Here is a 25,521-nt window from a genome sequence, read left to right as displayed (position 1 = left end):
CTCGGGCCCCCTTCGGTCCGTGCTGTTCAGCTCACGGTGACGGCCGGCTCCCCCGACGCGACGCCGTCCTGCTCCATCTGTTCGGCGATCTTCATCGCTTCCTCGATGAGGGTCTCCACGATCTTCGACTCGGGCACGGTCTTGATGACCTCGCCCTTGACGAAGATCTGCCCCTTGCCGTTGCCGGAGGCGACCCCCAGGTCCGCCTCGCGCGCCTCACCGGGTCCGTTCACCACGCACCCCATGACGGCGACCCGCAACGGGACTTCCATGCCCTCCAGGCCCGCCGTGACCTCGTCGGCCAGCTTGTAGACGTCCACCTGGGCACGCCCGCAGGACGGGCAGGAGACGATCTCCAGCCGCCGCTGCTTGAGGTTGAGCGACTCCAGGATCTGCAGGCCGACCTTGACCTCCTCGGCGGGCGGTGCGGACAGCGAGACCCGGATGGTGTCGCCGATGCCCTGGCTGAGCAACGCCCCGAAGGCGACGGCCGACTTGATCGTGCCCTGGAAGGACGGGCCCGCCTCCGTCACGCCGAGGTGCAGCGGGTAGTCGCTCTGCGCGGCCAGCTGCCGGTAGGCCTCGATCATCACGACCGGGTCGTTGTGCTTGACCGAGATCTTGATGTCCCGGAAGCCGTGCTCCTCGAAGAGCGACGCCTCCCACAGCGCGCTCTCCACGAGCGCCTCCGGTGTGGCCTTGCCGTACTTCTGCAGCAGCCGCTTGTCGAGCGACCCGGCGTTGACCCCGATCCGGATCGGCGTGCCGTGATCCTTCGCGGCCCGCGCGATCTCCTTCACCTTGTCGTCGAACTGCTTGATGTTGCCGGGGTTGACGCGGACGGCCGCGCAGCCGGCCTCGATCGCCGCGAACACGTACTTCGGCTGGAAGTGGATGTCCGCGATCACCGGGATCTGCGACTTCCTGGCGATGGTCGCCAGCGCGTCCGCGTCGTCCTGCGTGGGACAGGCGACGCGCACGATCTGGCAGCCGGACGCGGTGAGTTCGGCGATCTGCTGGAGGGTGGCCCCGATGTCCGAGGTGCGGGTCGTCGTCATCGACTGCACCGACACCGGGGCGCCGCCCCCGACCGCCACCGGCCCGACATGGATCTGCCGCGACACGCGCCGCTCGGCGATCGGCCGGGCCGGTACCTCGGGAACTCCCAAGGAGATGGCGGTCATCGTGCTACTCCCGGTTTCCGGAGACCGTCTCGCGCATGGCGCGCAGCGACTCCTTCAGGGACCCCATGGTGGCCAGGACGGCGGTGGGCTCGTAGCCGCAGTGCGCCATGCAGTTGGCGCAGCGCGGGTCCTTGCCGCGGCCGTACTTGTCCCAGTCGGTCTCCTCGATCAGCTCGCGGTACGTGGGCACGTACCCGTCGCTCATCAGGTAGCAGGGGCGCTGCCAGCCGAAGAGCGAGTAGTTCGGGATCGCCCACGCGGTGCACGGGAAGTCGACCTTGCCCTCCAGGAAGTCCAGGAAGAGCGGGGAGTGGTTGAGGCGCCACTTCTTGCGGTTGCCGCCCGAGAAGGCCTTCTTGAACAGCTCGCGGGTCTGCTCCACGCCCAGGAAGTGCTCCTGGTCGGGCGCCTTCTCGTAGGCGTACGCGGGCGAGATCATCATCTCGTCGACCTTGAGGTCGTCATTGAGGAAATTGAGCACCTCGATGATGGTCTGCGGGGTGTCGGTGTTGAAGAAGGTCGAGTTGGTGGTGACCCGGAAGCCGCGCTTCTTGGCCTCCTTGATCGCCTCCACCGCCTCGTCGAACACACCCTCCTTCGCCACCGACTCGTCGTGGCGCTCACGCAGCCCGTCGATGTGCACGGCGAACGCGAAGTAGGGCGAGGGCGTGAACTTGTCCATCTTCTTGCGCAGCAGCATCGCGTTGGTGCAGAGGAAGACGTACTTCTTCTTCGCCACCAACTGCCGCACGATCTCGTCGATCTGAGGGTGCATCAGGGGCTCTCCGCCCGCGATGGACACCATCGGCGCACCGGACTCCAGCACCGCCCCGACGGCCTGTGCGACCGGCATGCGCTGCTTGAGCACTCCGGCCGGGTGCTGGATCTTGCCGCAGCCCTCGCACTTCAGGTTGCACGCGAAGAGAGGTTCGAGCTCCACGATCAACGGGAACTTGTCCCGCTTGCGGAGCTTCTGTTCGGCCAAGTATGTAGCGACCTTGATGGACTGGCGCAGCGGCATGGCCATCTGGCTCACCTCCTGGGGAGCAGCAAAGAACGGTGCCATTCGAAGAAAGCTGGAAGTACGGAACGAAGGACGCGGAAAGCTGATATTCCACCGCGCACTGTGCCGATCCGGACGAGTTCATGTTCAGGAGCGTCCACGACCACCCGTACGGCCGCAACGGGGCGCTCACCGGTGCGTACGGCGCTCAGGAGCGTCGCCGCGGATTCCATGTCGACCGCGATTGCGCCGGTCGCGAGCAACTCCGACCGTTCGTGACCGCGGATGACGTGATCGGAGCCGGTGAGCGGTCCGGTGTGGACCGTGCGCCCGGGCACGGCGCGCATGAGCTCCTTGACCAGCAGATCGGTTCCGACGCACGGGACGTTCCCGCGCGAGTGCCGGGTCTCCTCGGCGACCACCAGGTCGCCGGGGTGCATCCCCGGGGCGAGGCCCGCGCAGAAGCCCGTGGCGAGGACGGCGGCCCCCGCGAGCTCCGGCTGGGCCAGCACCCGGGTGGTGGAGGCCTCGGCGGCCTCCGGTCCCATGCCCGTGCGCAGGACGGTGACCGGCCCGTCGGCCCCCCGGTGGTCGCGGCTGCGCAGGGCGAGGCTCTCGATGCCGAGGGCGCAGGCGATCACCAGCGGGGCCGGTGCGGACGGTGTGCTCATCAGCCCCCCTCGACCTCTGGGAAGGGTTTCTTCGCGAAGGGCTCCCCGTGCACGTACCGGCCGAGCGCGGTGAGCGGGAACACCTGCCGGTAGAGGTGGTAGTTGATGGAGAAGTCCCCCGGGAAGCCGGTCCCGGTGAAGTAGGGCTCGTCCCAGGAGCCGTCCTCCAGCTGGGTGACGGCGAGCCACTCCACCCCGCGCTCGACGGCCTTGGAGTCGTGCTCCCCGGCCGCCAGCAGAGCCATCAGCGCCCATGCCGTCTGCGAGGGGGTGGAGGCGCCGCGGCCGCTCCACTTCGCCGCGTCGTCGTAGGAGCGCAGGTCCTCGCCCCAGCCGCCGTCGTCGTTCTGGACCGACTCCAGCCAGGTGACCGCCCGGCGGATCGCCGGATGCGAGCCGGGCAGGCCCGCGGCGGCGAGGGCGGGTACGACGGACCCGGTGCCGTAGATGTAGTTGACGCCCCAGCGCCCGAACCACGAGCCGTCCGGCTCCTGTTCGGCGAGCAGCCACTCGATGCCGCGCCGGGTGCGCGGATCGTGCGAGAGCCCCTCGACGGCCAGCATCTCCACCACGTGCGCCGTCACGTCGGACGACGGCGGGTCGATGACCTCCCCGAAGTCGCAGAACGGCAGCCGGTTGGGGAACGGGCTGGTGTTGTCGACGTCGAAGGCGCCCCAGCCCCCGTTCTTCGACTGCATCCCGAGGTTCCAGCGCACCCCCCGTCCGATCGCCTTCTCCACCCGCTCCGGGTCGTGATGGCTGACCCGGCGCAGTGCGAGGACGACCTCGGCGGTGTCGTCGATGTCGGGGTAGTTGTCGTTGTGGAACTCGAACGCCCAGCCGCCAGGCGGCAGTTGGGGTCGCTTCACGGCCCAGTCGCCGGGTCTGACGATCTCCTCCCCGAGCATCCAGTCCGCCGCGCGCACGAGTTGCGGATGATCGGCGGGCACGCCCGCGTCGACCAGCGCGATGGTGGCGAGGCAGGTGTCCCACACCGGCGACTGACAGGCCTCGATCATCCGGGCCCCGTCCTCGCGCCAGACGGCGAACCGGTCCAGGGACGCCAACCCCTCGCGCATGACGGGGTGTTCGAGGTCGTAGCCGAGCAGGGACAGCGCGATCACCGAGTACACGGCCGGCGGCTGGATGCCGCCCCAGGCGCCGTCGTTCTCCTGCCGCTCGACGATCCAGCGGGCGGCGGAGTTCATGGCCGCCCTGCGCAGCCGGCGCGGCGCGACCTTGCGCAGCCGGTGCAGCGCCTTGTCGAGCCGCTGGAAGGCACCGTCCCAACTCACCGCCGGAGCAAGGGGCTTGGGCGGATTGGGCCGGGCAGGGTCGGTGTGCAGCTCGTCGAGCGCGAACGGCGCGGGCCGTACCGGCCGCTTCGCGGAGACGACGGTGAGCGGGACGATGGTCTGCCGCGCCCAGCACCCGAAGTCGTAGATGTTGAGTGGGACCCACTTGGGGAAGAAGATGAGTTCCGGCGGGAGTTCGGGCAGGTCCTCCCATTTCCACCAGCCGAACAGGGCGAGCCAGATCCGGGTGAAGACCCGGGCCGAGGCCACGCCGCCCCGGCCGCGGATCCACGCCGCGGCCTTCGCCATGTGCGGCGCGTCCGGCGCGTCGCCGGCCAGCCGCAGGGCGACGTACGCCTCGATGGTGGTGGAGAGTTCGCCAGGGCCGCCGAAGAACGACGCCCAGGTGCCGTCCTCGCGCTGCTCGCCGCGGATGAACAGGCCTGCGGCGCGCGTGGTCTCCTCGTCGCGGATGCCCAGGAACTGACGCAGGAGCAGATCCTCGGCGTCCATGGTGACGTTGGTCTCCAGGTCGCCCTTCCACCAACCCTGGGGGTCCTGCCGCGACAGCAGGTAGTCGGTGGCGCGTTGTACGGCCCGTACGGCGGTGTCCGGTCCCCCCGCCGCCACGGGGGTCGTGCTGTCGGTTTCGCGGGCCGAGGCAGCGCGGGGCGGCAGAGCCCCGGTGCTTCCGTCGGTCGTCGCTGTCATGGCTTCCCCTTCGTGCAGTCGTTCAAATCGTGCTGCTGTGGGTCCGCCGTCGGCCGGTGCTCGGGTGGTGCCCAGGGCACCGGTCGGCGACTACGCGAGGGTTATTCGACCGATAGTGATCATCTCTTTCGTACGACGACGAAGTCGGCGAGCGCCGCGAACTGTGCCCGCACCCGGTCGGGCATGTCGATGGCGTCGAGGGCCTCGATGGCGGTGGTGTGCTGACGGCGTGCTTCCTCGGCCGTCCATTCGCGGCCGCCCGCGTCCTCGATGAGGGCGGCGCGGGCCGCGAACTCCTCCTCGGAGAAGTTCTCGAAGTCGCTGCTCTTGGCGTCCGCGGCGAGCATCTCGCCGAGCCGGTCGGAGGCGGGGCCGCCGGCCGCGAGCGCGGCCACGACCGGCAGGGACTTCTTGCGCTGGCGCAGATCGCTCCAGGCCTGCTTGCCGGTCGAGACCGGGTCGCCCCAGATACCGAGCAGGTCGTCGACGGCCTGGAAGGCCAGGCCGAGGTGGTGGCCGTACTTCTCCAGCGTGTCGGCGGTCCAGTCGTCCGCGCCGCCGAGCACCGCGCCGACCGAGGAGGCGCAGGCGAGCAGGGCGCCGGTCTTGTTGCCCTCCATCTCCAGGCACTCCTCGACGCTGACGCGGTCGCGGTGCTCGTAGGAGATGTCCTGGGCCTGTCCGTCGATGAGGGCGCGGGTGGCGGTGGTCAGGCGGCGGGCGGCGCGGCCGGCCTCGGCGGTGCCGAGTTCCAGCAGCACCTCGTTGGCGAGGGCGAACAGGGCGTCGCCGACCAGGATCGCCTGGGCGGGGCCGTGCACCTTCCAGACGGTGTCGCGGTGACGGCGCTGTTCGTCGCCGTCCATCAGGTCGTCGTGCAGCAGCGAGAAGTTGTGGACCAGCTCTACGGCGACGGCGCCGGGGATGCCGATCTCGGGCGCGGCGCCGGTGACCTCGGCCGACAGGACCGCGAGGGCGGGACGCACGGCCTTGCCGCCGTCGCCGTGCGCGGGGTTGCCGTCGGCGTCGATCCAGCCGAAGTGGTAGGCGGAAACGGTGTCCATGGGAGGGGCCAGGCGGTCGATCGCCGCCCGCAGTACCGGTGTGGCCAGGGTCCGGCCGCGCTCCAGGAGCGCGGTCACGTCCACCGCGTCGGCAGCCGTCGAGGCCGGGGGCACAGTGGGCACAGTCTCTCCTCTTGTTGCGGTACCGGAGGTGCGGGGGTCGCCTGCCGCCTGCTGATCGAGCATCACGCCGCCTCCTCGACTTCGAAGAGGTGACGGGGGCGGGGCCGGCCCAGGGCGGCGAGAGCGGCGTCCGCCGCGCTCACCCCACTGCGGACCGCGCTCTCCATGGTCGCGGGCCACCCTGTGGCGGTCCACGCACCGGCCAGGTACAGGCCGGGGGCTTTGGTGCGGGCGCCGGGCCGCAGCCGCCCGACGCCGGGGGTCGGAGCGAACGTCGCCGTGCGCTCCCTGGTCACGAAGAAGTCCTTCACCTCGGCACCGCGGGTGCCGGGCAACAGCCGCTCCAGCTCCGGGAGGTAACGCTCCCTCAGCTCGGCCACGGGTGCGTCGATCTCGTCCTGGGCGGCCGACTGGGACAGCGCGAGGTACTGGCCCTCGCGCAGCCCGGAGGCGTCGGTGCGGTCGAAGACCCACTGCACCGGGGTGCCGAGCGCGGCGAAGAAGGGCTTGTCGAGCACCTTGCGGTCGTAGACGACGTGCACGTTGAGGATCGGCGCGGTGGCGATGTCGAGGAGCCGTTCGGGGGCGTCGAGCGCGCCGTCGGGCAGCAGATCGTGGGCCTCGCGCTGGGCCACGGCGAGGACGACCGTGTCCGCCTCGATGGTCTCGCCGGGAACCTGAACGTTCCAGCGCCCGTTCTCGTCAGTAGAGATGGAGGTGACTCGTGTACGGATCTCGGTACGCACGCCCGCGGAGTCGAGCGCCTTGCGGGCCAGCCGGTCGTGCAGTTCACCCAGCGGGACGTGCGCCCATCCGATGTCGGCCGCGCCCGGTTCGGACAGCAGACCGGTCTTGAACACCATCGCGGCGAGCCCCAGCGAGGCGTCGCCCGCGACCGCGTTGAGAGTGGCGACCCCGACCAGGTCCCACAGGGCCTCGACGGCACGCGCCGACTGACCGTGCGAGGTCAGCCAGCTGCCGAAGTCCTGTGCGTCCAGGCTCGGATCGGCGAGGTCGAGCCCTTTGAGCGCGAGCGCGGCACGTCCGACCCTGGCACGTTCGGCGAGCGAGAGATGCGGATACGTGGCGAGGCTGCGCCCCAGGTGCAGCGGTACCGGCAGCGCGTCGCGGCGCAGCCGTCCCAGCCGCCGTCCCTCTGGCTTGTCGACGTCGAGAACGGGCACGTCGAGACGATCCTGCAGCGGTGCCAGCGCCGTGCCCTCGATCCGGTCGAGGAACCAGCGGTATGCGGTGCAGCAGCGCAGGTACACGTGCTGGCCGTTGTCGACGGTCAGTTCGCCGCGCTGGAAGGAGAAGGCGAGGCCGCCCAGTCTCGGCCTGCCCTCGATCAGGGTGACGCGGACACCCGCGTCGGCCAGTGCGAGCGCGGCGGTGATGCCGGCGAGCCCGCCGCCGACCACCACGGCGTCCCGCCCGGCCCGTGCCGGGACGTCCGCGGGCAGCCCCTCGGACTGCGTCCCGTCGTTCATCGTGCGCCCTCCCCCGAGCGGCCGCCGCGGTCGATCTCCGCGCGGCGAGCCGTTTCAGTCATGGACGCCGTCTCCGACCGGAGGGTTGCGTGCCGTTTTTCTCCGGTGGAATCACCTTGGACCGAATTGTCCATCAGGCGCGCCTCCTGATGGTCCTCCGCGTCACACCGCGGGCGTCCAGGCCGGACAGCCCGCGCACGGCGACGTACGCCTTCTCCCGTCCGGGCAGCGAGACCCGGCCGCGCAGCACGGCCTCCGGGTCGCGCTCGATCCGGTCGAGGAGCCGGCGGTAGATCCCGGCCATGGCGGCCACGCAGGCGCCGCTGCGCCGGTCGAGCATGGGGAGCAGCCGGTAGCCCTCGGCGAAAAGGGTGCGGGCCCGTCGCACTTCGAAGTGGACGAGACCCGCGAAGTCGGAGCCCTCCGGTGGGGTCGGCCCGTTGAACCCGGCCGAGCACCCGAATTTCGCGAGGTCGTCGGCGGGAAGGTAGGTCCGCCCGTTCTCGGCGTCCTCGCGGACGTCCCTGAGGATGTTGGTGAGCTGGAGCGCAAGGCCGAGCGTGTCGGCGTACTCCGACGCGCGCTCGACGCCGGGCGCCCCCGCCTCGGGGCCGAACACACCGAGCGAGAGCCGCCCGATCGCGCCCGCCACGCAGCGGCAGTAGACCTTCAGGTCGTCCCAGGTCTCGTAGGTCTCGCCCTGTACGTCCATCAGGACGCCGTCGATCAGCTCGTCCAGGCCGTCGAGCGGGATCGGGAAGGCCTGGGCGGCATGGGTGAGGGCGACCGCGACCGGGTCGGTGTCGTCCTCCTCGACCGCCCCCTCGCGCACCCGGGTCAGCAGCGCCCGGGTGTCCTCGAGTCTCGCGCTCTTGACGTCGACCGCCAGCGTGCCGTCCCCGATGTCGTCGACCCGCCGGGAGAACGCGTACAGCGCCGACATGGCGCGACGTTTCGGCGTGGGCAGCAGACGGATCCCGTAAGCAAAGTTACGGGCCTGCTGTCCGGTGACGGCCTCGCAGTAGCTGTAGGCGGCGAGTACCGGCGGGGACACCTGTGGTGCGTCCACGGTCCGGATCACCCCTCTCCTCGCAGAGTCACGCCCACCTCGCGCAGCAGCTGGATCTTGCCGGGCTTGGGCGGGCCGGGAAGTACGTCGTATTCAGCGGCGGCGATCGCCTTGATCGCCGCCCTCCCCCCCGCCACGAACCCCGCGAGCAGCAGCTTCAACCTGCCGTGGACGCTACCCACCAGGGGGGCGCCTTCATTCAGGAGATCGCGTGCGCGTTCCGCTTCGTATGCAACCAGGGCGCGCACCGATGCGCCCGCGCTGGCCGTGGCGAGATCCGCTTCCTGGACATGGAACCGCTTCATGTCCTCGGCGGGCAGGTAGATGCGGTCGTTGCCGAGGTCCTCGGCGACGTCCTGCAGGTGTTCGACGATCTGAAGTGCGGTACAGATCGCGTCCGAGAGGTGGATCCGCTCGGGGGTCGAGGTGCCGGTGACCGAGAGGACGAGGCGGCCGACGGGGTTGGCCGAGAGCTCGCAGTAGGCGAGCAGGTCGTCGTAGGTCTCGTAGCGGCTGACGAGCTGGTCCTGGCGGTTGGCGGCGATCAGGCCGAGGAAGGGCTCGGGGGTCAGGGCGCAGCGGCGGACGGTCGGCTGGAGGCGGCGCAGCAGGGGGTGGCGCGGGGTCGAGTCGAAGACCCGGTGGAGGTCGTCCTCGAAGGCGTCCAGGAGCAGCAGCCGGTCCTCGGCCGCCGCGCCCTCCACGCCGAGCAGCCTGGCGTCGGCGCCGCCGGGGGCCAGGTCTCCGTCGCCGATGTCGTCGACGAGGCGGGCGAAGCCGTAGACCGCCATCAGGTCGGTGCGCCAGGCCTTGGGCAGGAAGAAAGGTGCCACGGGGAAGTTCTCACCCGCGGCCTTGTCGAGCGTGCCGCGCTCCGGATCGTCGGAGGCCGGCGTGCCGGTTCCCGTCACCGCTCACTTCCCGGCGCGGGGACGGCACAGGCAGCTCCGTTGAGCTGGGGAGTTTCCGTAGCCATTGCCGTCACATCTCCCGTTCTACACTGCCGACCCAATACACACTATTTCGGACACGCCGCCCGGCCGTCCGCACAGTCGTCCCGTACGAGGGTGTCGCGCATTATCGCCCCACTTGCCGCGTTTCGGGACCGGTCCAGCTTACGTTGTACAACGCAGCGAGGTTCTCTGGGGTGTCCTGCACATCACAACAACACACCGATTGGCGCCAAGATTCCTAAGGCGACCACGAGTTGACGTTTCCTTTGCAGACGCGGGGCCCCGCCGGAGAGGTTCCGGCGGGGCCCGTGGAAGCGTGCTGGGCCTGACTGCCCATGTCGGGGTGGACTACTTGCCCGTGAACTTCTCGTACTCCTGGAGGACCTCTTCGGTGGGTCCGTCCATCCGCAGCTCACCGCGTTCCAGCCACAGGACGCGGTCGCAGGTGTCCCGGATCGACTTGTTGTTGTGACTGACGAGAAACACCGTGCCGGCTTCCTTGCGCAGCTCGCGGATGCGCTGCTCGGAACGTTTGCGGAAGGCCGCGTCGCCGGTGGCGAGGGCCTCGTCGATCATGAGGACGTCGTGGTCCTTGGCGGCGGCGATGGAGAAGCGCAGCCGGGCCGCCATGCCGGAGGAGTAGGTGCGCATCGGCAGGGTGATGAAGTCGCCCTTGTCGTTGATCCCGGAGAAGTCGACGATGTCCTGGTAGCGCTCCCTGATCTGCTCGCGGGACATGCCCATGGCGAGCCCGCCCAGGATGACGTTCCGTTCGCCGGTCAGGTCGTTCATCAGGGCCGCGTTGACGCCGAGCAGGGAGGGCTGGCCACCGGTGTAGACGCGGCCGCTCTCGGCGGGCAGCAGCCCGGCGATGGCGCGCAGCAGGGTCGACTTGCCGGAGCCGTTGGAACCGATCAGGCCGATGGCCTCGCCGCGGTAGGCGACGAACGACACGCCCCGCACGGCGTGCACCTTGCGCACGCCCCGCTCCTCGCCGCGCTTGATGATCCGGCTCAGCGCCGAAGTGGCGCTGCCCTTGCCGGTCTTGGCGCCGTTGACGCGGTAGACGATGTGCAGTTCCTCGGCGACGACGGTGGGGATGCGGTCCTCACCCTGTTCGACACCCTGCTCGACGGGATTGTGCTCAGCCACGGCCGTACCTTTCCTCCGCCTTCCAGAAGTAGACGAACCCGCCGACGGCCAGGCACACGGCCCACAGGACCGCGACCGCCCAGACGTGGTCGGGGAGGTTCTCGGCGCCGTAGCCGTCGATGAGCGCGAAGCGCATCAGGTCCATGTAGATCGCCGCCGGGTTCCACTGCAGGACGTTCGCCAGCCACTGCGGCTTGTCGGCCAGGAAGATCGGGATGGAGAACATCACGCCGGACGCGTACATCCAGGTGCGCAGCACGAACGGCATCAGCTGCGCGAGGTCCGGGGTCGCCGAGCCGGCCCGGGCGAAGACCAGGGCCAGTCCGGTGTTGAACAGGAACTGCAGGGCGAGCGCGGGAACGATCAGCAGCCAGGACAGGTCCGGGTAGCTGCCGAAGGCGGTCGCCACGGCGAACAGCACGATCAACGAGTAGAGCAGCTGCTGGAGTTGCTGGAGCGCGAAGGAGATCGGCAGCGAGGCGCGCGGGAAGTGCAGGGCGCGGACCAGGCCGAGGTTGCCGGAGATCGCGCGGACGCCCACCATCACCGAGCTCTGCGTGAAGGTGAACACGAAGACGCCCGTGACCAGGAACGGGATGTAGACGTCGTGCGACAGACCGCGGTTCGCCTTCAGGATCATGCCGAAGATGAAGAAGTAGACCGCCGCGTTCAGCAGCGGGGTCGCCACCTGCCAGAGCTGGCCGAGCTTCGCCTGGCTGTACTGGGCGGTCAGCTTCGCCCGCGAGAAGGCGAGGATGAAGTGCCGCCGGTCCCAGAGCTGACGGACGTACTCGGCGAGGGAGGGCCGGGCCCCGCTCACGGTCAGCCCGTGCTTGGAGGCGAGCTGGGCCGCCGTGAGGCCCTCGGCGGGCAGCGCGGTCGCACCGGGTGCGACCGTGCCGTCGTGCGTTGTCTCACTCACCAGTGGAAAACCTTCGTCTTCGGGATGCGCACCCGTGCGGGCCGGCACGGGACCGGAGCCGATCGGACGCGACGGCTCACAGCAGAGAGCTTGTCAGATCACAGGGGGACGGCCCAGTCGGGTCAGCCGCCACACCGTACGCCACTTCATGGGCCTGCGCGGTCCGCAGGGCGTGCTCCAGCCCTCCCGGAAGCCGCCGAACCACGCCCGCAGGGCGGACCGCGAGGGGCGGCGGACGAGGGTGAGCAGCAGCCAGCTGCCGAGGTAGACCGGGATCAGCGGCGCGGGGAGGTTGCGGCGGGCGAGCCAGACGCGGTTGCGGGCGACCATGCGGTGGTAGACCGCGTGCCGCGAGGGGGCCGTCGTGGGGTGGTAGAGCACCATGTCGGACCGGTAGTCGATCATCCAGCCGGCGTCGAGGGCGCGCCAGGCCAGGTCGGTCTCCTCATGGGCGTAGAAGAACGCGTCCGGGAGGCCGCCGACCTCGGCGAAGACCTTGGTGCGGACGGCGTTGGCGCCGCCGAGGAAGGTGGTGACCCGGGAGGAGCGCAGCGGGTCGGCGGCGCGCAGGCGGGGGACGTGCCGGCGCTGGGTGATCCCGGTCTCGGGATCGGCGATGCGGAAACTGATGATGCCGAGGCGGGGGTCGTCCTCGAAGGCCCGGCGGCACAGCTCGGCGGTGTCGTGCTGAGCGAGCAGTCCGTCGTCGTCGAGGAACATCAATATGTCGACATCACGACCACTGGGGCCGAAGGCCTCGATGCCGACGTTGCGGCCGCCGGGGATGCCGAGGTTCTCGGGCAGCTCGATCGTGCGGACGCCGTCGGGGACGTCCGGGACGGGCGAGCCGTTGCCGACCACGACGACCTCGACCGGGTCGCCGTCCTGCTTGGCGACCGAGTCGAGCAGGGCCCGCAGCTCCTCGGGGCGGTTGCCCATGGTGATGATCACCGCGCCGACCCGCACGGCGCTCACTTCAGCCTGCTGGAGGCGAGGATGGACACGAGGTGCAGCAGCGTCTGCACCAGCGCGATACCGGCGAGTACGGCGACACCGAGCCGCGAGAAGAACAGGTCGCCGCGCACCTGGTCGGCGATGGCCAGCACCAGGATCAGCAGGGACGCCTCGATGCCGAGGACCAGCCGGTGGAACTTGAGCGCGGCGGCGGCCCGGCGGGCCAGCGCCATGCCGGAGGAGCGCATCTCGGACGCGGCCTCCTTGACCGGGGCCTGGCCGGTCTGGTGCCGGGCGACACCGACCAGGTCGGTCTCGGCCTTGATCAGGATCGCGCCGAGCGCGGCGAGCGTGCCGAGGAAGGCCCACAGCCAGTCGATACGTCCGCTGCCCCACAGGTCGGCGGCGCGCAGCCCGAAGCCGACGAGCACCGCCGCGTCGGTCAGGTAGGCGCCGACCCGGTCCAGATACACCCCGCCCAGCGAGTACTGCTTCTTCCAGCGGGCGACCTCGCCGTCCACGCAGTCGAGCAGCAGATAGAGCTGGACCGCGAGCACGCCGAGCGCGGCGCCCGGGATGCCCGGCACCAGGAGCGCGGGGGCCGCGAGCACGCCGAAGACGGTCATCAGGTACGTGAGCTGGTTGGGCGTGACCCTGGTGTTCACCAGGTAGCGGTCGACGCGCAGGGACACCTCTCGCATGTAGAGGCGCCCCATCCAGTGCTCACCGCTGCGCCGGTCCTTGACCCCCGGGGGGTGGACGACCGGGCGGAGTTCAGCTACCGATGGCCTTGACATAGTCGGCGTAGATGTCCTTGATCTGGTCGGTCTTGAGGTCGAGGTGTTCGAGGATGGTGTAGCGGCCGGGCCTGGTCTCGGGGGCGAACTCCACGATCCGGACGAACTCCTCCGTCGTGAAGCCGATCTCCTCCGGGAGCACCGGCAGTCCGTGCCGGCGCAGTACCTCGGCCATGTAGGCCGCCTCCTCGTGGGCTCCGCGCAGGTACATCGCGAAGGCCGCGCCCAGGCCGCACTGCTCGCCGTGGCTCGCGGCGCGTTTGGGGTAGAGCAGGTCGAAGGCGTGGTTGATCTCGTGGCAGGAGCCCGAGGCGGGCCGGGAATCGCCCGAGATGGACATGGCGACACCGGTGAGGACCAGCGCCTCGGCGAGGACCTGGAGGAAGTCGTTGTCCCCGATGCCGCCGGGGTGCCGCAGCACCGCCTCGCCGGCCTGGCGGGCCATGGCCGCGGCGAGTCCGTCGACCTTCTCGCCGTTGACGCGGTGGGACAGCTCCCAGTCCGCGATCGAGTTGATGTTGGAGATCGCGTCGCCGATGCCGGCCCGTACGAAGCGGGCGGGGGCCTCGCGGATCACGTCCAGGTCGATGACCACGCCGATCGGGTTCGGCACACCGTAGGAGCCGCGCCCGGCGTCGTTGTCGAGGGTGGCGACCGGTGAGCAGAGGCCGTCGTGCGCGAGGTTGGTCGGCACGGCGACCAGGGGCAGGCCCACGCGCGCGGCGGCGAACTTGGCGCAGTCGATGATCTTGCCGCCGCCCAGGCCCACGACCGCGTCGTAGTGACCGGCCTTGATCTCGCCGGCCAGCCGCACGGCGTCGTCGAGGGTGCCGCCGCCGACCTCGTACCAGGTGGCGCCGGGCAGCGTCGGCTCCAGGCGGGCGCGCAGCCGGGCCCCGGAGCCGCCGCTGACGGCGACGGCGAGGCGCCCCGACTGCGAGATCCGCTCGTCGGCGAGCACTCCGGCCAGGTCGTCGAGGGCACCCGGGCGGATGTCGACGACGAGCGGCGAGGGAATGAGCCGGGTCAGTACTGGCACGCGATCTCCCGTCCGCGGGCGAGGTCGGCGTGGTTGTCGATCTCCACCCACTGCACGTCACCGATCGGCGCGGTGTCGATCCGGAAGCCGCGGTTCACCAGCTCCTGGTAGCCGTGCTCGTAGAACTGCTGCGGGTCGGTCTCCCACACCGTCTTGAGCGCGTCGACCAGTTCGGGGGCCGCGTCGCCCTCGATGAGCGTGACGCCGATGTACTCGCCGGTGGCTTCGGCGGGGTCCATCAGCTTGGTGATCCTCGTCATCCCCTGCTCGGGGTCGACGACGACCTTCATCTCCTCGTCGGCGAGGTCCTTCACCGTGTCCAGGGCCAGGATGATCCGCTTTCCCTCGCCCCGCGCGGCGAGCAGCGCCCGCTCTACGGAGACCGGGTGGACGGTGTCGCCGTTGGCGAGGATCACGCCGTCCTTGAGGACGTCACGGCCGCACCAGAGGGAGTAGGCGTTGTTCCACTCCTCGGCCTTGTCGTTGTCGACGAGGGTGAGCCTGACGCCGTACTTACGCTCCAGCTCCGCCTTGCGCTCGTAGACGGCCTCCTTGCGGTAGCCGACGATGACGGCGACCTCGGTCAGGCCGATCTCGGCGAAGTTGCCGAGGGTCAGGTCGAGCACGGTGATCGAGTCCTCGGCGCCCGCGGGCCCCACCGGCACCAGTGCCTTGGGCAGGGTGTCGGTGTAGGGGCGCAGACGCCGTCCGGCGCCGGCCGCCAGCACGAGGCCGATCATGCGGTTTCTCCTTCATCGTGTACTGCGGGCGCCCCTGCGGACACCCAGAAGCGGATGCTCTCGGCGAGCACCACCAGGGCCACGGCCACCGCGAGGACCGTGAGCGCGAGCGTGAACTGCGAGGCCGTGAGCAGCGCGGCCAGAGCGGTGACGAGCAGCGTCCGCCCGTCGTGTCCCCCGATGACGCGCACCAGCCACGCGGGGGGCGCTCCGGCGTCGCCACGGATGCGGTACACCGTGTCGTAGTGATGGTAGGCGACAGCGGCCACCAGGCCGAAAGCTGCGGGCAGTGCTCCGTTCACGTCCGCGTCGGCCGCCAGGATCAGGACGGTGCCGTACTCGGCCGCCCGGAAGAAAGGGGGAACCAACCAGTCCAGAGCGCCTTTGAGGGGGCGCGAGAGGGCGACGCCGGAGAGCAGGACGTAGCCGACGGCACCGGCCACGGTCGGCCATGTGGTGCCCCAAACTGCGGCGGAGATCACCACGAGGAGCCCGCCGGCCGCGGCGCTCACCGGGGCCGGGAAGCGGGGAGCGACCCGCGCGACCAGTCCGGCCAGCGGTCCGTTGTCCGCGAGGTCCGCCAGCGCCTGCGCCGCCCGGTCCGTGCGCCGCGCCTTGCGGGTCAGCGAGCGCAGCACGCGTCCCGCCGTGGTGTACGTCGCCGCGAAGGCGCAGCCGATGAGAAGGACGTAGAAGGTGATGCGCGGGGTCGTGACCGCGGTGAGGACCGCGATCATCGCCCAGCGTTCGCCGATCGGCAGCACGATCATGCGGCGCAGCCACACCGTCCAGCCGACGCTGTCGAGCTTGTCGGAGAGGGCGGCGGTGGGGCTGGTGTTGGCGGTGGCGTCGTGGTTGGCCTCGTTGAAGGAGAAGTCGACGACATGCCGGCAGGTCTGCAGGATCATCGCGCCCAGCGCGAGGGCCCATACGTCGTCACCGCCGCGGGCGGCTCCGAGGGCGAGGCCCGCGTAGTAGGCGTACTCCTTGGCCCGGTCGAAGGTGGCGTCGAGCCAGGCGCCGAGCGTGGAGTACTGCAGGGAGTAGCGGGCGAGCTGGCCGTCGGTGCAGTCCAGGACGAAGGACGCGATCAGCAGGACGCCGGCGGCGACGAACCCGGCGCGGGTGCCGGTGGCCGCGCAGCCCGCCGCGATCAGCGCGGTGATCAGAGAGGCGGTGGTGACCTGGTTCGGGGTGAGGCCGCGGCGGGCGCACCAGCGGGCGATGTAACGGGAGTACGGGCTGATGAAGTACGTGGTGAAGAAGCCGTCGCGGGCCTTCACCGCCGACTTCAGGCGTACGGCCTCGTCGTCCACCTCGGCGACGGCCTGCCGTGCCTCGTTGCGGGCCTGCGGGTCGGCCGGGACGGCGGCGACCAGGCTGCCGAGCTCGGGGCTGCGGACGTCGGCGCCGTCGTCGGCCAGGGCGGTGACTATGCGGTCGGGGAGGCTGTCGACGGCCAGGGCCGTACCGCCGCCCGCCGAGGTCTCTCGGGCCAGCGCCCGAGTGAGGGTCGTCCGGGCCTCGGGCTGCGCGGTGACGGCACCGGCGATCGCGGCGAGCGGGAAGCGGGGGTCGGTGAGACCGAGGCGCAGCGCGTGCACATGGCCGACGAACCGGGCGTCGACCAGCGCGACCCGTCCGTCGGAGGGCACCTGCGCGACGAGCCGTTCCGCGTCGACGGCGTCGACGGCCACCAGCACGTCGAAGCCGAGGGACCGCAGATCACCCTCGATCGACGATCCGGGGACCGGCTGACCGGTGAGGATGGCGGTCGACAACCGAACTCACTCCCTGGGTGCCGACGCCCGGGCGCCGGTCATGTACACGATGGGGGGCGCCCCTTGGTCGGACCAGGCGGGCGGCATGTCGGCAGAGGCTATCGGATGCCCGAAGGCCTGCGTTCACCGCCCGTTCATGAGCTGATCAACGCCGGATCCACTGGCCTTTGCCGAGATCATCATCGGTGATTCCGGGCTCCACCCACAAACCGTGCCCGCTATCACCCCCTTCGGGCCGGGCATCCGGGACATCGAGGGCGCCCGGCGGTGCCGACATAGGGTGGGCGACCATGACATGGCTGATCACAGGCGGAGCGGGATACATCGGAGCCCATGTGGCGAGAGTCATGGCCGGGGCCGGGGAACGCGTCGTCGCGCTGGACGACCTCTCCGCGGGTGTGCCGGCCCGGCTGCCCGCCGGTGTCGCGCTGATCGAGGGCTCGACGCTGGACGCCGGTCTGCTCAAGCGGGTCTTCGCCGAGCAGGAGGTGACCGGGGTGGTGCACCTGGCCGCCCGCAAGCAGGTCGCCGAGTCCGTCGCGCAGCCGACCCGCTACTACTTGGAGAACGTCGGCGGCCTCGCCACGCTCCTGGAGGCGGTGGCCGAGGCCGGGATCGGACGGTTCGTCTTCTCCTCGTCCGCGGCCGTGTACGGCAACCCCGATGTGGACCTCATCACGGAGGACACCCCGTGCGCGCCGGTGAACCCGTACGGCGAGACCAAGCTGGCCGGCGAGTGGCTGGTCCGGGCGGCGGGCCGGGCGCACGGCATCTCGACCGTGTGCCTGCGCTACTTCAACGTGGCGGGCGCCGCCGCGCCGGAGCTGGCCGACACCGGTGTCTTCAACATCGTGCCGATGGTCTTCGACCGGCTCACCCGCGACGAGGCCCCGCGCATCTTCGGCGCCGACTACCCGACACCGGACGGCACGTGCGTCCGTGACTACATCCACGTCGCCGACCTGGCCGAGGCACATCTGGCGGCCGCCCGGCGGCTCGGCGAGGACGCCGGCACCGGTGACCTCACGGTGAACATCGGTCGCGGCGAGGGCGTCTCGGTACGGGAGTTGGTCACGCTCATCGGTGAGGTCACCGGCGACACCCGGCCGGCGCTAGTCGAGGGACGCCGCCCCGGGGACGCGCCCCGCGCCGTCGCCTCGGCCGCGCTCGCCGAGCGGGAACTGGGGTGGACGGCCCGGCGCGGGGTACGCGAAATGGTGGAGTCGGCATGGCGGGGCTGGCTGCTGCACCACGGCGGTCGAGCAACCGGCCGAAGCGCCGGCTGAGCAACTGAGGGTGCCCTGACCTGCGTATCGTTTCCGCAGGTCACGGCACATGACAACGGTGTTCAGTGCCGCGTTGCCCGATACCCCCCACCCGTAGTTCACTGTGATCCCGGGCCGACCACAGGAAGGGCTGTCATGGGGGCAGGACACGACCACGGACACGCGCATGCGCACGCGCCGACGACGGGTACGGCCGCTTCGGCGTACCGCGGTCGGCTGCGTGTGGCGCTGTCGATCACGCTCGGCGTGATGGTGATCGAGGTGGTCGGCGGAGTGCTCGCGGACTCGCTGGCGCTGATCGCGGACTCCGCCCACATGGCGACCGACGCGCTGGGCCTGGGCATGGCGCTGCTCGCCATCCACTTCGCCAACCGCCCGCCGACCGGCAACCGCACCTTCGGGCTCGCCCGCGCCGAGATCCTCGCCGCGCTCGCCAACTGTCTGCTGCTGCTCGGGGTCGGCGGATACGTCCTGTACGAGGCGATCCAGCGGTTCGTCACACCGGCCGCCACCGAGGGCGGGCTGACCATCGTGTTCGGCGCGATCGGTCTGGTCGCCAACATGGTGTCGCTGACGCTCCTTGTGCGCGGCCAGGAGGAGAGCCTGAACGTGCGCGGGGCGTTCCTGGAGGTCGTCGCGGACGCCCTCGGTTCGCTCGCGGTGATCATCTCGGCGCTGGTGATCCTGGGCACCGGCTGGCAGGCCGCCGACCCGATCGCCTCGCTGGTGATCGGCCTGATGATCGTGCCGCGCACCCTGAAGCTGCTGCGCGAGACGCTGGACGTGCTCCTGGAGACGGCGCCCAAGGGCGTCGACATGGCGGACGTGCGCTCCCACATGCTGGCCCTGGACGGGGTGGAGGACGTCCACGACCTGCACGCCTGGACGATCACCTCCGGCATGCCGGTGCTGTCGGCGCACGTGGTCGTGCGCTCCGACGTGCTCAGCGCGATCGGCCACGAGAAGATGCTGCACGAGCTCCAGGAGTGCCTCGGCGACCACTTCGACGTGGAGCACTGCACCTTCCAGCTGGAACCGGTCGGGCACGCGGAGCACGAGGCGAAGCTCTGCCACTGAGGCACGCGGGGCACATGGGGCGCCTCCGGCGCGGAATGCAGCCGTCCGGCGCGCGTCCGCGTCCTGCACATCAGTACGACTGCCCCGCGCGGTTCCCCGCCGACCACCAAGGGCACGATGACCTACCGGGCCCCTGTTCCGGCGTCCGACCGGTGACGGTCGCTGCCCGTGCCGCGCGCGGGACATGCGGGCGCGCCGCGAAGTGCCGGGAGTGCCGGATTCGTACGGCAGACTTGGGCGGCGAGAACCGATGCGAAGGATGGGTATGCCGATCACACCAGCCACCGCGACGCACAGTCCGTCGAACGGCACCGCAGACGCCATTTTGCTCGAACTGGTCGATGAGAACGGCGTCACGATCGGCACCGCGGAGAAGCTCTCCGCCCATCAGCCCCCGGGGCGGCTGCACCGCGCGTTCTCCGTGTTCCTCTTCGACGAGCGCGGCCGGCTGCTGCTCCAGCAGCGGGCGCTGGGCAAGTACCACTCCCCCGGTGTGTGGTCCAACACCTGCTGCGGCCACCCCTACCCCGGCGAGGCGCCCTTCGCGGCGGCGGCCCGGCGGACGTACGAGGAGCTGGGGGTGTCTCCGACGCTGCTCGCCGAGGCGGGCACGGTCCGCTACAACCACCCGGACCCGGCCTCGGGCCTGGTCGAGCAGGAGTACAACCACCTCTTCGTCGGCCTGGTGCAGTCGAAGCTGCGGCCCGACGAGGAGGAGGTCGGCGACACGGCGTTCGTGACCCCCGCCGAGCTGGCCGAGCGGCACGCCAAGGACCCGTTCTCGTCGTGGTTCATGACGGTCCTCGACGCGGCCCGGCCCGCGGTGCGTGAGCTGACCGGCCCGTCGGCGGGCTGGTGAGGCTCAGAGGACCCGCACGGGTTTGAGCGGCAGCGCGGCCCAGATCACCTTGCCGCCGCTCGACGTGTGCTCGACGTCGCAGACACCGCCCGCCTCCCTGGTGATCTCGCGCACCAGCAGCAGCCCCCGGCCGCCGGTCCGGCCGTGGTCGGCCTCCAGGGCGGTCGGGCGGTAGGGGTGGTTGTCCTCGACGGACACCCGCACCCACTCGGCGCCCACCGCGACCTCCACGGCGAGCATCGGCGACAGCAGGGCCGCGTGCCGGACGGCGTTGGTGACCAGCTCCGAGACGATCAGCAGCAGGCCTTGGACGAGGTCGTCGGAGAGAGGTACTCCCTGGCGGTACAACAGGTCCCGCACGGCGTGTCGCGCCTGCGGGACCGAGGCGTCGACGGCGGCCGCGGTGAACCGCCAGACACCTTCGTACGGCAGCGGATCCGGGGCCCCCGGGTCACGGGGCTCGTCCGTGTCGCCGTCTGGGCGTGGGCCGGACCCGCGCCCGTGGTTCTCCATCGTCCGGTCGCCACCCTTGCGCTCGATTGTCACCACACCTCGAGTGTTGATAACGACCCGCTCCGCTCCGGATGACTGAACAGAAGTCAGCGGATATCGAACGCTTATGACCGTTGCCGCATGACGAGGACGGCTACGCGACCGTTCCTGTCCACTCCGCGCCGACTTCGCGACCTATTCGGGGGGTACGGGTTTGGCGTGCGCCCGACCCGGTTCGTCCCGCGCGTCGTCCTCCCCGGCGAGCCGCTCGGAGACCAGGCCGACGATCCGGCGACCGCCGAACCCGGTCGCGATCAGTCCGAGTCCGTCGAAGAGCAGCGCGAGCGAGAAGAAACAGCCGATGACGTACTTGCTGCTGCTCGGCCAGTTCGCCAGCACCAGGATGCCGAGCAGCAGGTCGAAGGCGCCGAGCAGCAGGGTCCAGCCGAACTGCGGACCGCGCACCACCAGACTGCCCACGAGCCGGAAGAGACCGGCGGTGAGGAAGAGCAGGGCGGCGAACATGGTGAGTGCCGCGGCTGCCGCGTCGGGGCGGCGGATGACGACCACGCCCGCGGCGATGTTCAGGGCCGCGACGATGACACCGAGCCAGAAGAAGTTGGTGCCGCGCGCCTGGACCGCGTGCAGCAGTCCGACCGCGCCGCCGATCAGCAGCAGCCAGCCGAAGAGCAGCATCGAGGTCAGGGTGGCGACCCCGGTGTAGACGAGCCCGACGAGTCCGGCGAGCACCAGGATCACGCCGAGCGCGGCGAGCCAGCCGAATCCGCGGTGCAGTTTCGCGGCCTCGTCCTGTCGGGCAGTGGCCATCGGAGTCTCCTCGCGCTCGGCCCCCTCCTTGATCGTACGGTCGGGTGCTGCGGCTAGCATCCGGCCATGGAGCCCCAGCTGCTGCACACGGTCACCGACTCCGTCGCCACCGTCGTCGTCCACCACCCGGCCAAGCGCAACGCCATGACGGCCGCGATGTGGGCCGCGCTGCCGCCGCTGCTCGACGCGCTGGCGGCCGACCCCGAGGTGCGGGCGCTGGTGCTGACCGGGGAGGGCGGGACGTTCTGCGCGGGCGCCGACATCTCCACGCTGCGGGGGTCGCCGAAGGAGGCGCAGTCGCTGGCGGTGGGCGCCGAGGAAGCCCTCGCGGCGTTTCCGAAGCCGACGCTGGCCGCGATCCGCGGGCACTGCGTGGGCGGTGGCGCGCAGCTCGCGGCGGCCTGCGATCTGCGGTTCGCCGAGGAGGGCGCGCTGTTCGGGGTGACACCGGCGAAGCTGGGGATCGTGTACGCGGCCTCGTCCACGCGGCGGTTGGTGTCGCTGGTGGGTCCGGCCGCCGCCAAGTACCTGTTGTTCTCGGGCGAGTTGATCGACACCGAGCGGGCGCTGCGCACGGGCCTCGTGGACGAGGTGCTGCCGGCCGGTGAACTCGGCAAGCGGGTCGCGGAGTTCACCAAGGTCCTGGCCGCCCGCTCGCAGCTCACGCAGGCCGCGGCGAAGGAGTTCGCCAACGGGCGTACGGACAGGGACGGTTACTGGGCCGAGCAGGCGCGCGGCAGCGATGACACCGCGGAGGGGGTCGCCGCGTTCCTGGAGCGCAGGCAGCCGCGCTTCACGTGGTCGGTTCCTTCCCGAGGATGAACCGGCTCATCGAGCGGATCAGTTCGACGACGTCCGCGGGCGCCTTCTGCGGGGACCCCGCGTCGTAGGGCGGCTGCGGGTCGTACTCGATGCCCAACTGCACTGCCTGGGCGACGACATCGCCGGAGATCCGGCCGAGCAGGGTGAGGCCCATGTCGATGCCCGAGGAGACCCCGGCCGCGGTGACGTACTTGCCGTCGAAGACGACCCGCTCCCCCGTCGGCTCGGCGCCGAACTTCTTCAGCTCGTCCAGGGCCAGCCAGTGCGAGGTCGCGCGACGGCCGTCGAGCAGCCCGGCGGCGGCAAGGAGCAGCGAGCCGGTGCACACGGACGTCGTCCAGGTGCTCGTGGCGTCGGCGGCGCGGATCCAGTCCAGCAGCGCGCCGTTCTCCATCTGCGGGGTCTGGCCGGGGCCGCCGGGGACGACCACGACGTCGGGGTTCGGCACCTCGGCCAGGGTCTTGTCGGCGATCAGCGCGAGGCTCCCGTTGTCGCTGCGGACGGGACCGGTCCGCTCGGCGACGAAGACGACCTCGGAGTTCGGGAGGCGGCCCAGGGTCTCGTAGGGGCCGACGGCGTCGAGGGCGGTGAAGCGGTCGTAGAGGACGATGGCGAACTGCATGGGGCTCCCCCTTCGGTCTGCGGGTGTTCAGCCGGTCTGCGGATGTCCGGCCGGCCTGCGGGTGCTCAGTGGGCGGGTGCCGGGCGGAAGCGACGCCGGTACTCGGCCGGGGCCGTCCCGAGGGACTTGACGAAGGCGCGCCGCATGGCCTCGGGCGTGCCGTAGCCGCAGGCGCGGGAGATCTCCTCGATGCCGTCGGAGGTGTCCTCCAGGAGGCGGCGGGCGTGTTCGAGGCGGACGCGGTCGACGTAGCGGCCCGGGGTCATGCCGGTCTCGGTCTGGAAGGCGCGGGCGAAGTGGCGGGGCGAGAGGCTGGCGCGGGTCGCGAGGGCCTCCACGGAGAGGTCGTCACCGGGGTGCTCGGTGATCCACTGCTGGACCTCGCGCAACGGCTCGCGCTGGGCCGTCTGCGCCACGAGCTGGGCGCTGAACTGGGCCTGGTTTCCCGGGCGTCGGAGGAAGACGACAAGGTGGCGGGCGATGGAGAGGGCGGCCTCCCGGCCGACGTCCTCCTCGACCAGGGCGAGCGCGAGGTCGATGCCGGAGGTGACGCCGGCCGAGGTCGCGAGGTGTCCGTCGCGGATGTAGATGGGGTCCGGATCGACCTCGACGGCCGGGTGGTCGCGGGCGAGCTTCTCGCACACCGACCAGTGGCTGGTCGCGCGGTGGCCGTCCAGCAGGCCCGCCTCGGCCAGCAGCAGCGCTCCGGTGCACACCGAGACCAGCCGCTTCGCGCGCGTGCCGTGCTCGCGCAGCCAGTCGACCAGGCGCGGGTCGGGGCTGCGGGTGCCGGCGCCGCCGGGGACCAGCAGGTTGTGCGGGTCGGACGCCGTGGTGAGCGCCTCGTCCGGCACGAGGGTCAGGCCGCTGGAGGTGCGCACGGGGCCGCCGTCCAGGGAGGCCGTACGGATGCTGTACGAGCCTGGCACGCCCTTCTCCGCACCCGCGAACACCTCCACCGGGCCGGTGACGTCGAGGCTCTGGACGCCGTCGAAGAGGACGACGAGAACGGTTCGCTGCGCCATGCCGTCGATTCTCGGCGGGTGTGCGCATGGCCGCAATGACGGGCTTCCCACCTTTCCTGCCATCCGGGTTTTCCACAGGGCGGCGCCCTGATCCCCGGGTGTCGGTGCGACCTGCCACAATTGCCGCGCAACCCCAGCGAGAAGGCGGTACGGGATCGTGACGACAGCCGGATCCATCGAACCAGGGTCCATCGAAGGCAGGATCGCCGAGGAACTCGGCGTACGGGAGCGGCAGGTCAAGGCGGCCGTAGAGCTGCTCGACGGCGGCTCGACGGTGCCTTTCATCGCGCGCTACCGCAAGGAAGCGACCGAGATGCTCGACGACGCGCAATTGCGCACGCTCGAGGAGCGGCTGCGCTATCTGCGGGAGCTGGAGGAGCGGCGCACCGCGATCCTGGAGTCGGTGCGCGAGCAGGGCAAGCTCACCGACGAGCTGGCCGCGCAGATCCGCGCCGCGGAGACCAAGGCGCGGCTTGAGGACATCTACCTGCCGTACAAGCCCAAGCGGCGCACCAAGGCGCAGATCGCGCGCGAGGCCGGTCTGGAGCCGCTCGCGGAGGGGCTGCTGGGCGACCCGACCGTCGAACCGCTGGCCGCGGCCGCCGCGTTCGTCGACGCCGACAAGGGTGTGGCCGATCCGCAGGCCGCCCTCGACGGCGCCCGGGCGATCCTCACCGAGCGGTTCGCGGAGGACGCCGACCTGATCGGCGAGCTGCGCGAGCGCATGTGGGTGCGTGGCCGGCTGGCCGCCAAGGTGCGGGAGGGCAAGGAGGAGGCGGGCGCCAAGTTCGCCGACTACTTCGACTTCGCCGAGCCGTTCACCGCCCTGCCCTCGCACCGGACCCTCGCCATGCTGCGCGGCGAGAAGGAGGAGGTCCTCGACCTCGTCCTGGAGCCGGAGGAGCCGACGGAGGGGCCTTCGTCGTACGAGGGGATCGTCGCCCACCGGTTCCAGGTCGCCGACCGCGGTCGTCCCGGTGACAAGTGGCTGACGGACACGGTCCGTTGGGCCTGGCGCACCCGCATCCTGGTGCACCTCGGCATCGACATGCGGCTGCGGCTGCGCACGGCGGCCGAGGACGAGGCGGTCAACGTCTTCGCCTCCAACCTCCGCGACCTGCTGCTCGCCGCCCCGGCCGGCACGCGCGCGACGCTCGGCCTGGACCCCGGGTTCCGGACCGGTGTGAAGGTCGCCGTCGTCGACGCGACCGGCAAGGTGGTGGCGACCGACGTCATCTATCCGCACGTCCCGGCCAACAAGTGGGACGAGGCGATCGCCAAGCTGTCCCGCCTAGCCAAGGAGCACGCGGTCGACCTGATCGCGATCGGCAACGGCACGGCGTCCCGCGAGACCGACAAGCTCGCCGGTGAACTCATCACCAAGCACCCGGAGTTGAAGCTCACCAAGGTGATGGTGTCCGAGGCCGGCGCCTCCGTGTACTCGGCCTCCGCGTTCGCCTCGCAGGAGCTGCCCGACATGGACGTGTCGCTGCGCGGCGCCGTCTCCATCGCGCGCCGCCTCCAGGACCCGCTCGCCGAGCTGGTGAAGATCGACCCCAAGT

General features: G+C 70.8%; 25 protein-coding genes. 5 read left to right on the top strand and 20 right to left on the bottom strand.

The genetic code is table 11. The features are described 5' to 3' along the window. Positions 1–26 precede the first annotated feature (26 nt). The 16 genes from ispG to ACWDR3_RS26365 form a co-directional block, all read right to left on the bottom strand. Positions 27–1,184, bottom strand: a complete 1,158-nt coding sequence (ispG, locus tag ACWDR3_RS26440) for a flavodoxin-dependent (E)-4-hydroxy-3-methylbut-2-enyl-diphosphate synthase (protein WP_450355064.1) — start codon at positions 1,182–1,184, stop codon at positions 27–29. A 4-nt stretch (positions 1,185–1,188) separates the two neighbouring features. Beyond that, positions 1,189–2,211, bottom strand: coding sequence for an adenosyl-hopene transferase HpnH (hpnH, locus tag ACWDR3_RS26435; RefSeq protein ID WP_450355063.1), 1,023 nt, complete (start codon positions 2,209–2,211; stop codon positions 1,189–1,191). Between the two features lie 5 nt (positions 2,212–2,216). Then, positions 2,217–2,858 (bottom strand): phosphorylase family protein, encoded by a 642-nt coding sequence (locus ACWDR3_RS26430; RefSeq protein WP_450355062.1) that lies wholly within the window; start codon positions 2,856–2,858, stop codon positions 2,217–2,219. Further along, entirely contained in the window at positions 2,858–4,864 is a 2,007-nt protein-coding gene (gene shc / locus ACWDR3_RS26425) for a squalene--hopene cyclase (RefSeq protein WP_450355061.1), read from the bottom strand. The genes ACWDR3_RS26430 and shc overlap by 1 nt, the downstream gene beginning before the upstream one ends. A 119-nt stretch (positions 4,865–4,983) precedes the next feature. Further along, the gene (locus ACWDR3_RS26420; RefSeq protein WP_450355060.1) at positions 4,984–6,114 is read right to left on the bottom strand and encodes a polyprenyl synthetase family protein; all 1,131 of its coding nucleotides are present in this window, start codon (positions 6,112–6,114) and stop codon (positions 4,984–4,986) included. Beyond that, complete coding sequence (gene hpnE / locus ACWDR3_RS26415; protein WP_450355059.1) at positions 6,114–7,541, bottom strand: hydroxysqualene dehydroxylase HpnE; 1,428 nt, start codon at positions 7,539–7,541, stop codon at positions 6,114–6,116. The genes ACWDR3_RS26420 and hpnE overlap by 1 nt, the downstream gene beginning before the upstream one ends. Next, positions 7,538–7,675, bottom strand: coding sequence for a DUF6380 family protein (locus ACWDR3_RS26410; protein ID WP_450355058.1), 138 nt, complete (start codon positions 7,673–7,675; stop codon positions 7,538–7,540). Before ACWDR3_RS26410 ends, hpnE begins: the two co-directional genes overlap by 4 nt. Beyond that, positions 7,675–8,622 (bottom strand): presqualene diphosphate synthase HpnD, encoded by a 948-nt coding sequence (gene hpnD, locus ACWDR3_RS26405; protein ID WP_450355057.1) that lies wholly within the window; start codon positions 8,620–8,622, stop codon positions 7,675–7,677. The genes ACWDR3_RS26410 and hpnD overlap by 1 nt, the downstream gene beginning before the upstream one ends. Continuing rightward, complete coding sequence (gene hpnC, locus ACWDR3_RS26400) at positions 8,619–9,521, bottom strand: squalene synthase HpnC (protein ID WP_450355056.1); 903 nt, start codon at positions 9,519–9,521, stop codon at positions 8,619–8,621. The genes hpnD and hpnC overlap by 4 nt, the downstream gene beginning before the upstream one ends. A 390-nt stretch (positions 9,522–9,911) precedes the next feature. Further along, the gene (locus ACWDR3_RS26395; RefSeq protein WP_450355055.1) at positions 9,912–10,715 is read right to left on the bottom strand and encodes an ABC transporter ATP-binding protein; all 804 of its coding nucleotides are present in this window, start codon (positions 10,713–10,715) and stop codon (positions 9,912–9,914) included. After that, positions 10,708–11,637, bottom strand: a complete 930-nt coding sequence (locus ACWDR3_RS26390; RefSeq protein WP_450355054.1) for an ABC transporter permease — start codon at positions 11,635–11,637, stop codon at positions 10,708–10,710. Before ACWDR3_RS26390 ends, ACWDR3_RS26395 begins: the two co-directional genes overlap by 8 nt. A gap of 93 nt (positions 11,638–11,730) precedes the next feature. Next, positions 11,731–12,576, bottom strand: coding sequence for a glycosyltransferase family 2 protein (locus ACWDR3_RS26385; protein WP_450355091.1), 846 nt, complete (start codon positions 12,574–12,576; stop codon positions 11,731–11,733). 32 nt (positions 12,577–12,608) lie between these two features. Beyond that, positions 12,609–13,388: a CDP-alcohol phosphatidyltransferase family protein gene (locus tag ACWDR3_RS26380; RefSeq protein WP_450355053.1), complete on the bottom strand. Its 780-nt coding sequence runs from the start codon at positions 13,386–13,388 to the stop codon at positions 12,609–12,611. Beyond that, the gene (locus ACWDR3_RS26375) at positions 13,366–14,427 is read right to left on the bottom strand and encodes an iron-containing alcohol dehydrogenase family protein (protein WP_450355052.1); all 1,062 of its coding nucleotides are present in this window, start codon (positions 14,425–14,427) and stop codon (positions 13,366–13,368) included. The genes ACWDR3_RS26380 and ACWDR3_RS26375 overlap by 23 nt, the downstream gene beginning before the upstream one ends. Next, positions 14,415–15,167, bottom strand: a complete 753-nt coding sequence (locus tag ACWDR3_RS26370) for a phosphocholine cytidylyltransferase family protein (protein ID WP_450355051.1) — start codon at positions 15,165–15,167, stop codon at positions 14,415–14,417. The genes ACWDR3_RS26375 and ACWDR3_RS26370 overlap by 13 nt, the downstream gene beginning before the upstream one ends. Beyond that, positions 15,164–16,948 carry a DUF5941 domain-containing protein gene (locus tag ACWDR3_RS26365; protein WP_450355050.1) on the bottom strand — a complete coding sequence of 595 codons (1,785 nt, stop codon included), beginning with the start codon at positions 16,946–16,948 and terminating at the stop codon, positions 15,164–15,166. The genes ACWDR3_RS26370 and ACWDR3_RS26365 overlap by 4 nt, the downstream gene beginning before the upstream one ends. 290 nt (positions 16,949–17,238) lie before the next feature. On the opposite strand from ACWDR3_RS26365, the gene galE reads away from it, so the two are divergent. The 3 genes from galE to idi all read left to right on the top strand — a co-directional run bounded on the left by galE (position 17,239) and on the right by idi (position 20,170). Beyond that, on the top strand, positions 17,239–18,234 hold the full coding sequence (gene galE / locus ACWDR3_RS26360) for a UDP-glucose 4-epimerase GalE (RefSeq protein WP_450355049.1): 996 nt from the start codon (positions 17,239–17,241) through the stop codon (positions 18,232–18,234). Between the two features lie 135 nt (positions 18,235–18,369). Then, entirely contained in the window at positions 18,370–19,311 is a 942-nt protein-coding gene (locus tag ACWDR3_RS26355) for a cation diffusion facilitator family transporter (RefSeq protein ID WP_450355048.1), read from the top strand. 265 nt (positions 19,312–19,576) lie between these two features. Next, positions 19,577–20,170 carry an isopentenyl-diphosphate Delta-isomerase gene (gene idi / locus ACWDR3_RS26350; protein WP_450355047.1) on the top strand — a complete coding sequence of 198 codons (594 nt, stop codon included), beginning with the start codon at positions 19,577–19,579 and terminating at the stop codon, positions 20,168–20,170. A 3-nt stretch (positions 20,171–20,173) separates the two neighbouring features. On the opposite strand, the gene ACWDR3_RS26345 is transcribed toward idi, so the two are convergent. Both ACWDR3_RS26345 and ACWDR3_RS26340 read right to left on the bottom strand, forming a co-directional pair. Next, entirely contained in the window at positions 20,174–20,683 is a 510-nt protein-coding gene (locus ACWDR3_RS26345; RefSeq protein WP_450355090.1) for an ATP-binding protein, read from the bottom strand. 174 nt (positions 20,684–20,857) lie between these two features. Beyond that, the gene (locus tag ACWDR3_RS26340) at positions 20,858–21,490 is read right to left on the bottom strand and encodes an HdeD family acid-resistance protein (protein WP_450355046.1); all 633 of its coding nucleotides are present in this window, start codon (positions 21,488–21,490) and stop codon (positions 20,858–20,860) included. A 66-nt stretch (positions 21,491–21,556) separates the two neighbouring features. Between ACWDR3_RS26340 and ACWDR3_RS26335 the strand changes: the two genes are divergently transcribed. After that, positions 21,557–22,312, top strand: coding sequence for an enoyl-CoA hydratase/isomerase family protein (locus tag ACWDR3_RS26335; RefSeq protein WP_450355045.1), 756 nt, complete (start codon positions 21,557–21,559; stop codon positions 22,310–22,312). Here the strand turns inward: ACWDR3_RS26335 and ACWDR3_RS26330 are convergent. Further along, positions 22,284–22,934 (bottom strand): DJ-1/PfpI family protein, encoded by a 651-nt coding sequence (locus ACWDR3_RS26330; protein WP_450355044.1) that lies wholly within the window; start codon positions 22,932–22,934, stop codon positions 22,284–22,286. The two genes, ACWDR3_RS26335 and ACWDR3_RS26330, sit on opposite strands and share 29 nt — an antisense overlap. A 65-nt stretch (positions 22,935–22,999) precedes the next feature. Continuing rightward, positions 23,000–23,959 (bottom strand): GlxA family transcriptional regulator, encoded by a 960-nt coding sequence (locus ACWDR3_RS26325; RefSeq protein ID WP_450355043.1) that lies wholly within the window; start codon positions 23,957–23,959, stop codon positions 23,000–23,002. 157 nt (positions 23,960–24,116) lie between these two features. Between ACWDR3_RS26325 and ACWDR3_RS26320 the strand changes: the two genes are divergently transcribed. Then, positions 24,117–25,521: Tex-like N-terminal domain-containing protein (locus ACWDR3_RS26320; RefSeq protein ID WP_450355042.1), on the top strand; the 1,405-nt coding region annotated here is incomplete at its 3' end.

It is taken from the genome of Streptomyces sp. NPDC001002, from assembly GCF_053599215.1.
This window is presented reverse-complemented; position numbering and strand designations above follow the sequence as displayed.

Excerpts from the sequence above, each read along its gene's own strand:
- ispG (WP_450355064.1), bottom strand. The coding sequence starts at position 1,184 with ATGACCGCCATCTCCTTGGGAGTTCCCGAGGTACCGGCCCGGCCGATC.
- hpnH (WP_450355063.1), bottom strand. The coding sequence starts at position 2,211 with ATGGCCATGCCGCTGCGCCAGTCCATCAAGGTCGCTACATACTTGGCC.
- ACWDR3_RS26430 (WP_450355062.1), bottom strand. The coding sequence starts at position 2,858 with ATGAGCACACCGTCCGCACCGGCCCCGCTGGTGATCGCCTGCGCCCTC.
- shc (WP_450355061.1), bottom strand. The coding sequence starts at position 4,864 with ATGACAGCGACGACCGACGGAAGCACCGGGGCTCTGCCGCCCCGCGCT.
- ACWDR3_RS26420 (WP_450355060.1), bottom strand. The coding sequence starts at position 6,114 with ATGCTCGATCAGCAGGCGGCAGGCGACCCCCGCACCTCCGGTACCGCA.
- hpnE (WP_450355059.1), bottom strand. The coding sequence starts at position 7,541 with ATGAACGACGGGACGCAGTCCGAGGGGCTGCCCGCGGACGTCCCGGCA.
- ACWDR3_RS26410 (WP_450355058.1), bottom strand. The coding sequence starts at position 7,675 with ATGGACAATTCGGTCCAAGGTGATTCCACCGGAGAAAAACGGCACGCA.
- ACWDR3_RS26385 (WP_450355091.1), bottom strand. The coding sequence starts at position 12,576 with ATGGGCAACCGCCCCGAGGAGCTGCGGGCCCTGCTCGACTCGGTCGCC.
- ACWDR3_RS26380 (WP_450355053.1), bottom strand. The coding sequence starts at position 13,388 with ATGTCAAGGCCATCGGTAGCTGAACTCCGCCCGGTCGTCCACCCCCCG.
- ACWDR3_RS26370 (WP_450355051.1), bottom strand. The coding sequence starts at position 15,167 with ATGATCGGCCTCGTGCTGGCGGCCGGCGCCGGACGGCGTCTGCGCCCC.
- galE (WP_450355049.1), top strand. The coding sequence starts at position 17,239 with ATGACATGGCTGATCACAGGCGGAGCGGGATACATCGGAGCCCATGTG.
- ACWDR3_RS26355 (WP_450355048.1), top strand. The coding sequence starts at position 18,370 with ATGGGGGCAGGACACGACCACGGACACGCGCATGCGCACGCGCCGACG.
- idi (WP_450355047.1), top strand. The coding sequence starts at position 19,577 with ATGCCGATCACACCAGCCACCGCGACGCACAGTCCGTCGAACGGCACC.
- ACWDR3_RS26345 (WP_450355090.1), bottom strand. The coding sequence starts at position 20,683 with ATGGAGAACCACGGGCGCGGGTCCGGCCCACGCCCAGACGGCGACACG.
- ACWDR3_RS26340 (WP_450355046.1), bottom strand. The coding sequence starts at position 21,490 with ATGGCCACTGCCCGACAGGACGAGGCCGCGAAACTGCACCGCGGATTC.
- ACWDR3_RS26335 (WP_450355045.1), top strand. The coding sequence starts at position 21,557 with ATGGAGCCCCAGCTGCTGCACACGGTCACCGACTCCGTCGCCACCGTC.
- ACWDR3_RS26330 (WP_450355044.1), bottom strand. The coding sequence starts at position 22,934 with ATGCAGTTCGCCATCGTCCTCTACGACCGCTTCACCGCCCTCGACGCC.
- ACWDR3_RS26325 (WP_450355043.1), bottom strand. The coding sequence starts at position 23,959 with ATGGCGCAGCGAACCGTTCTCGTCGTCCTCTTCGACGGCGTCCAGAGC.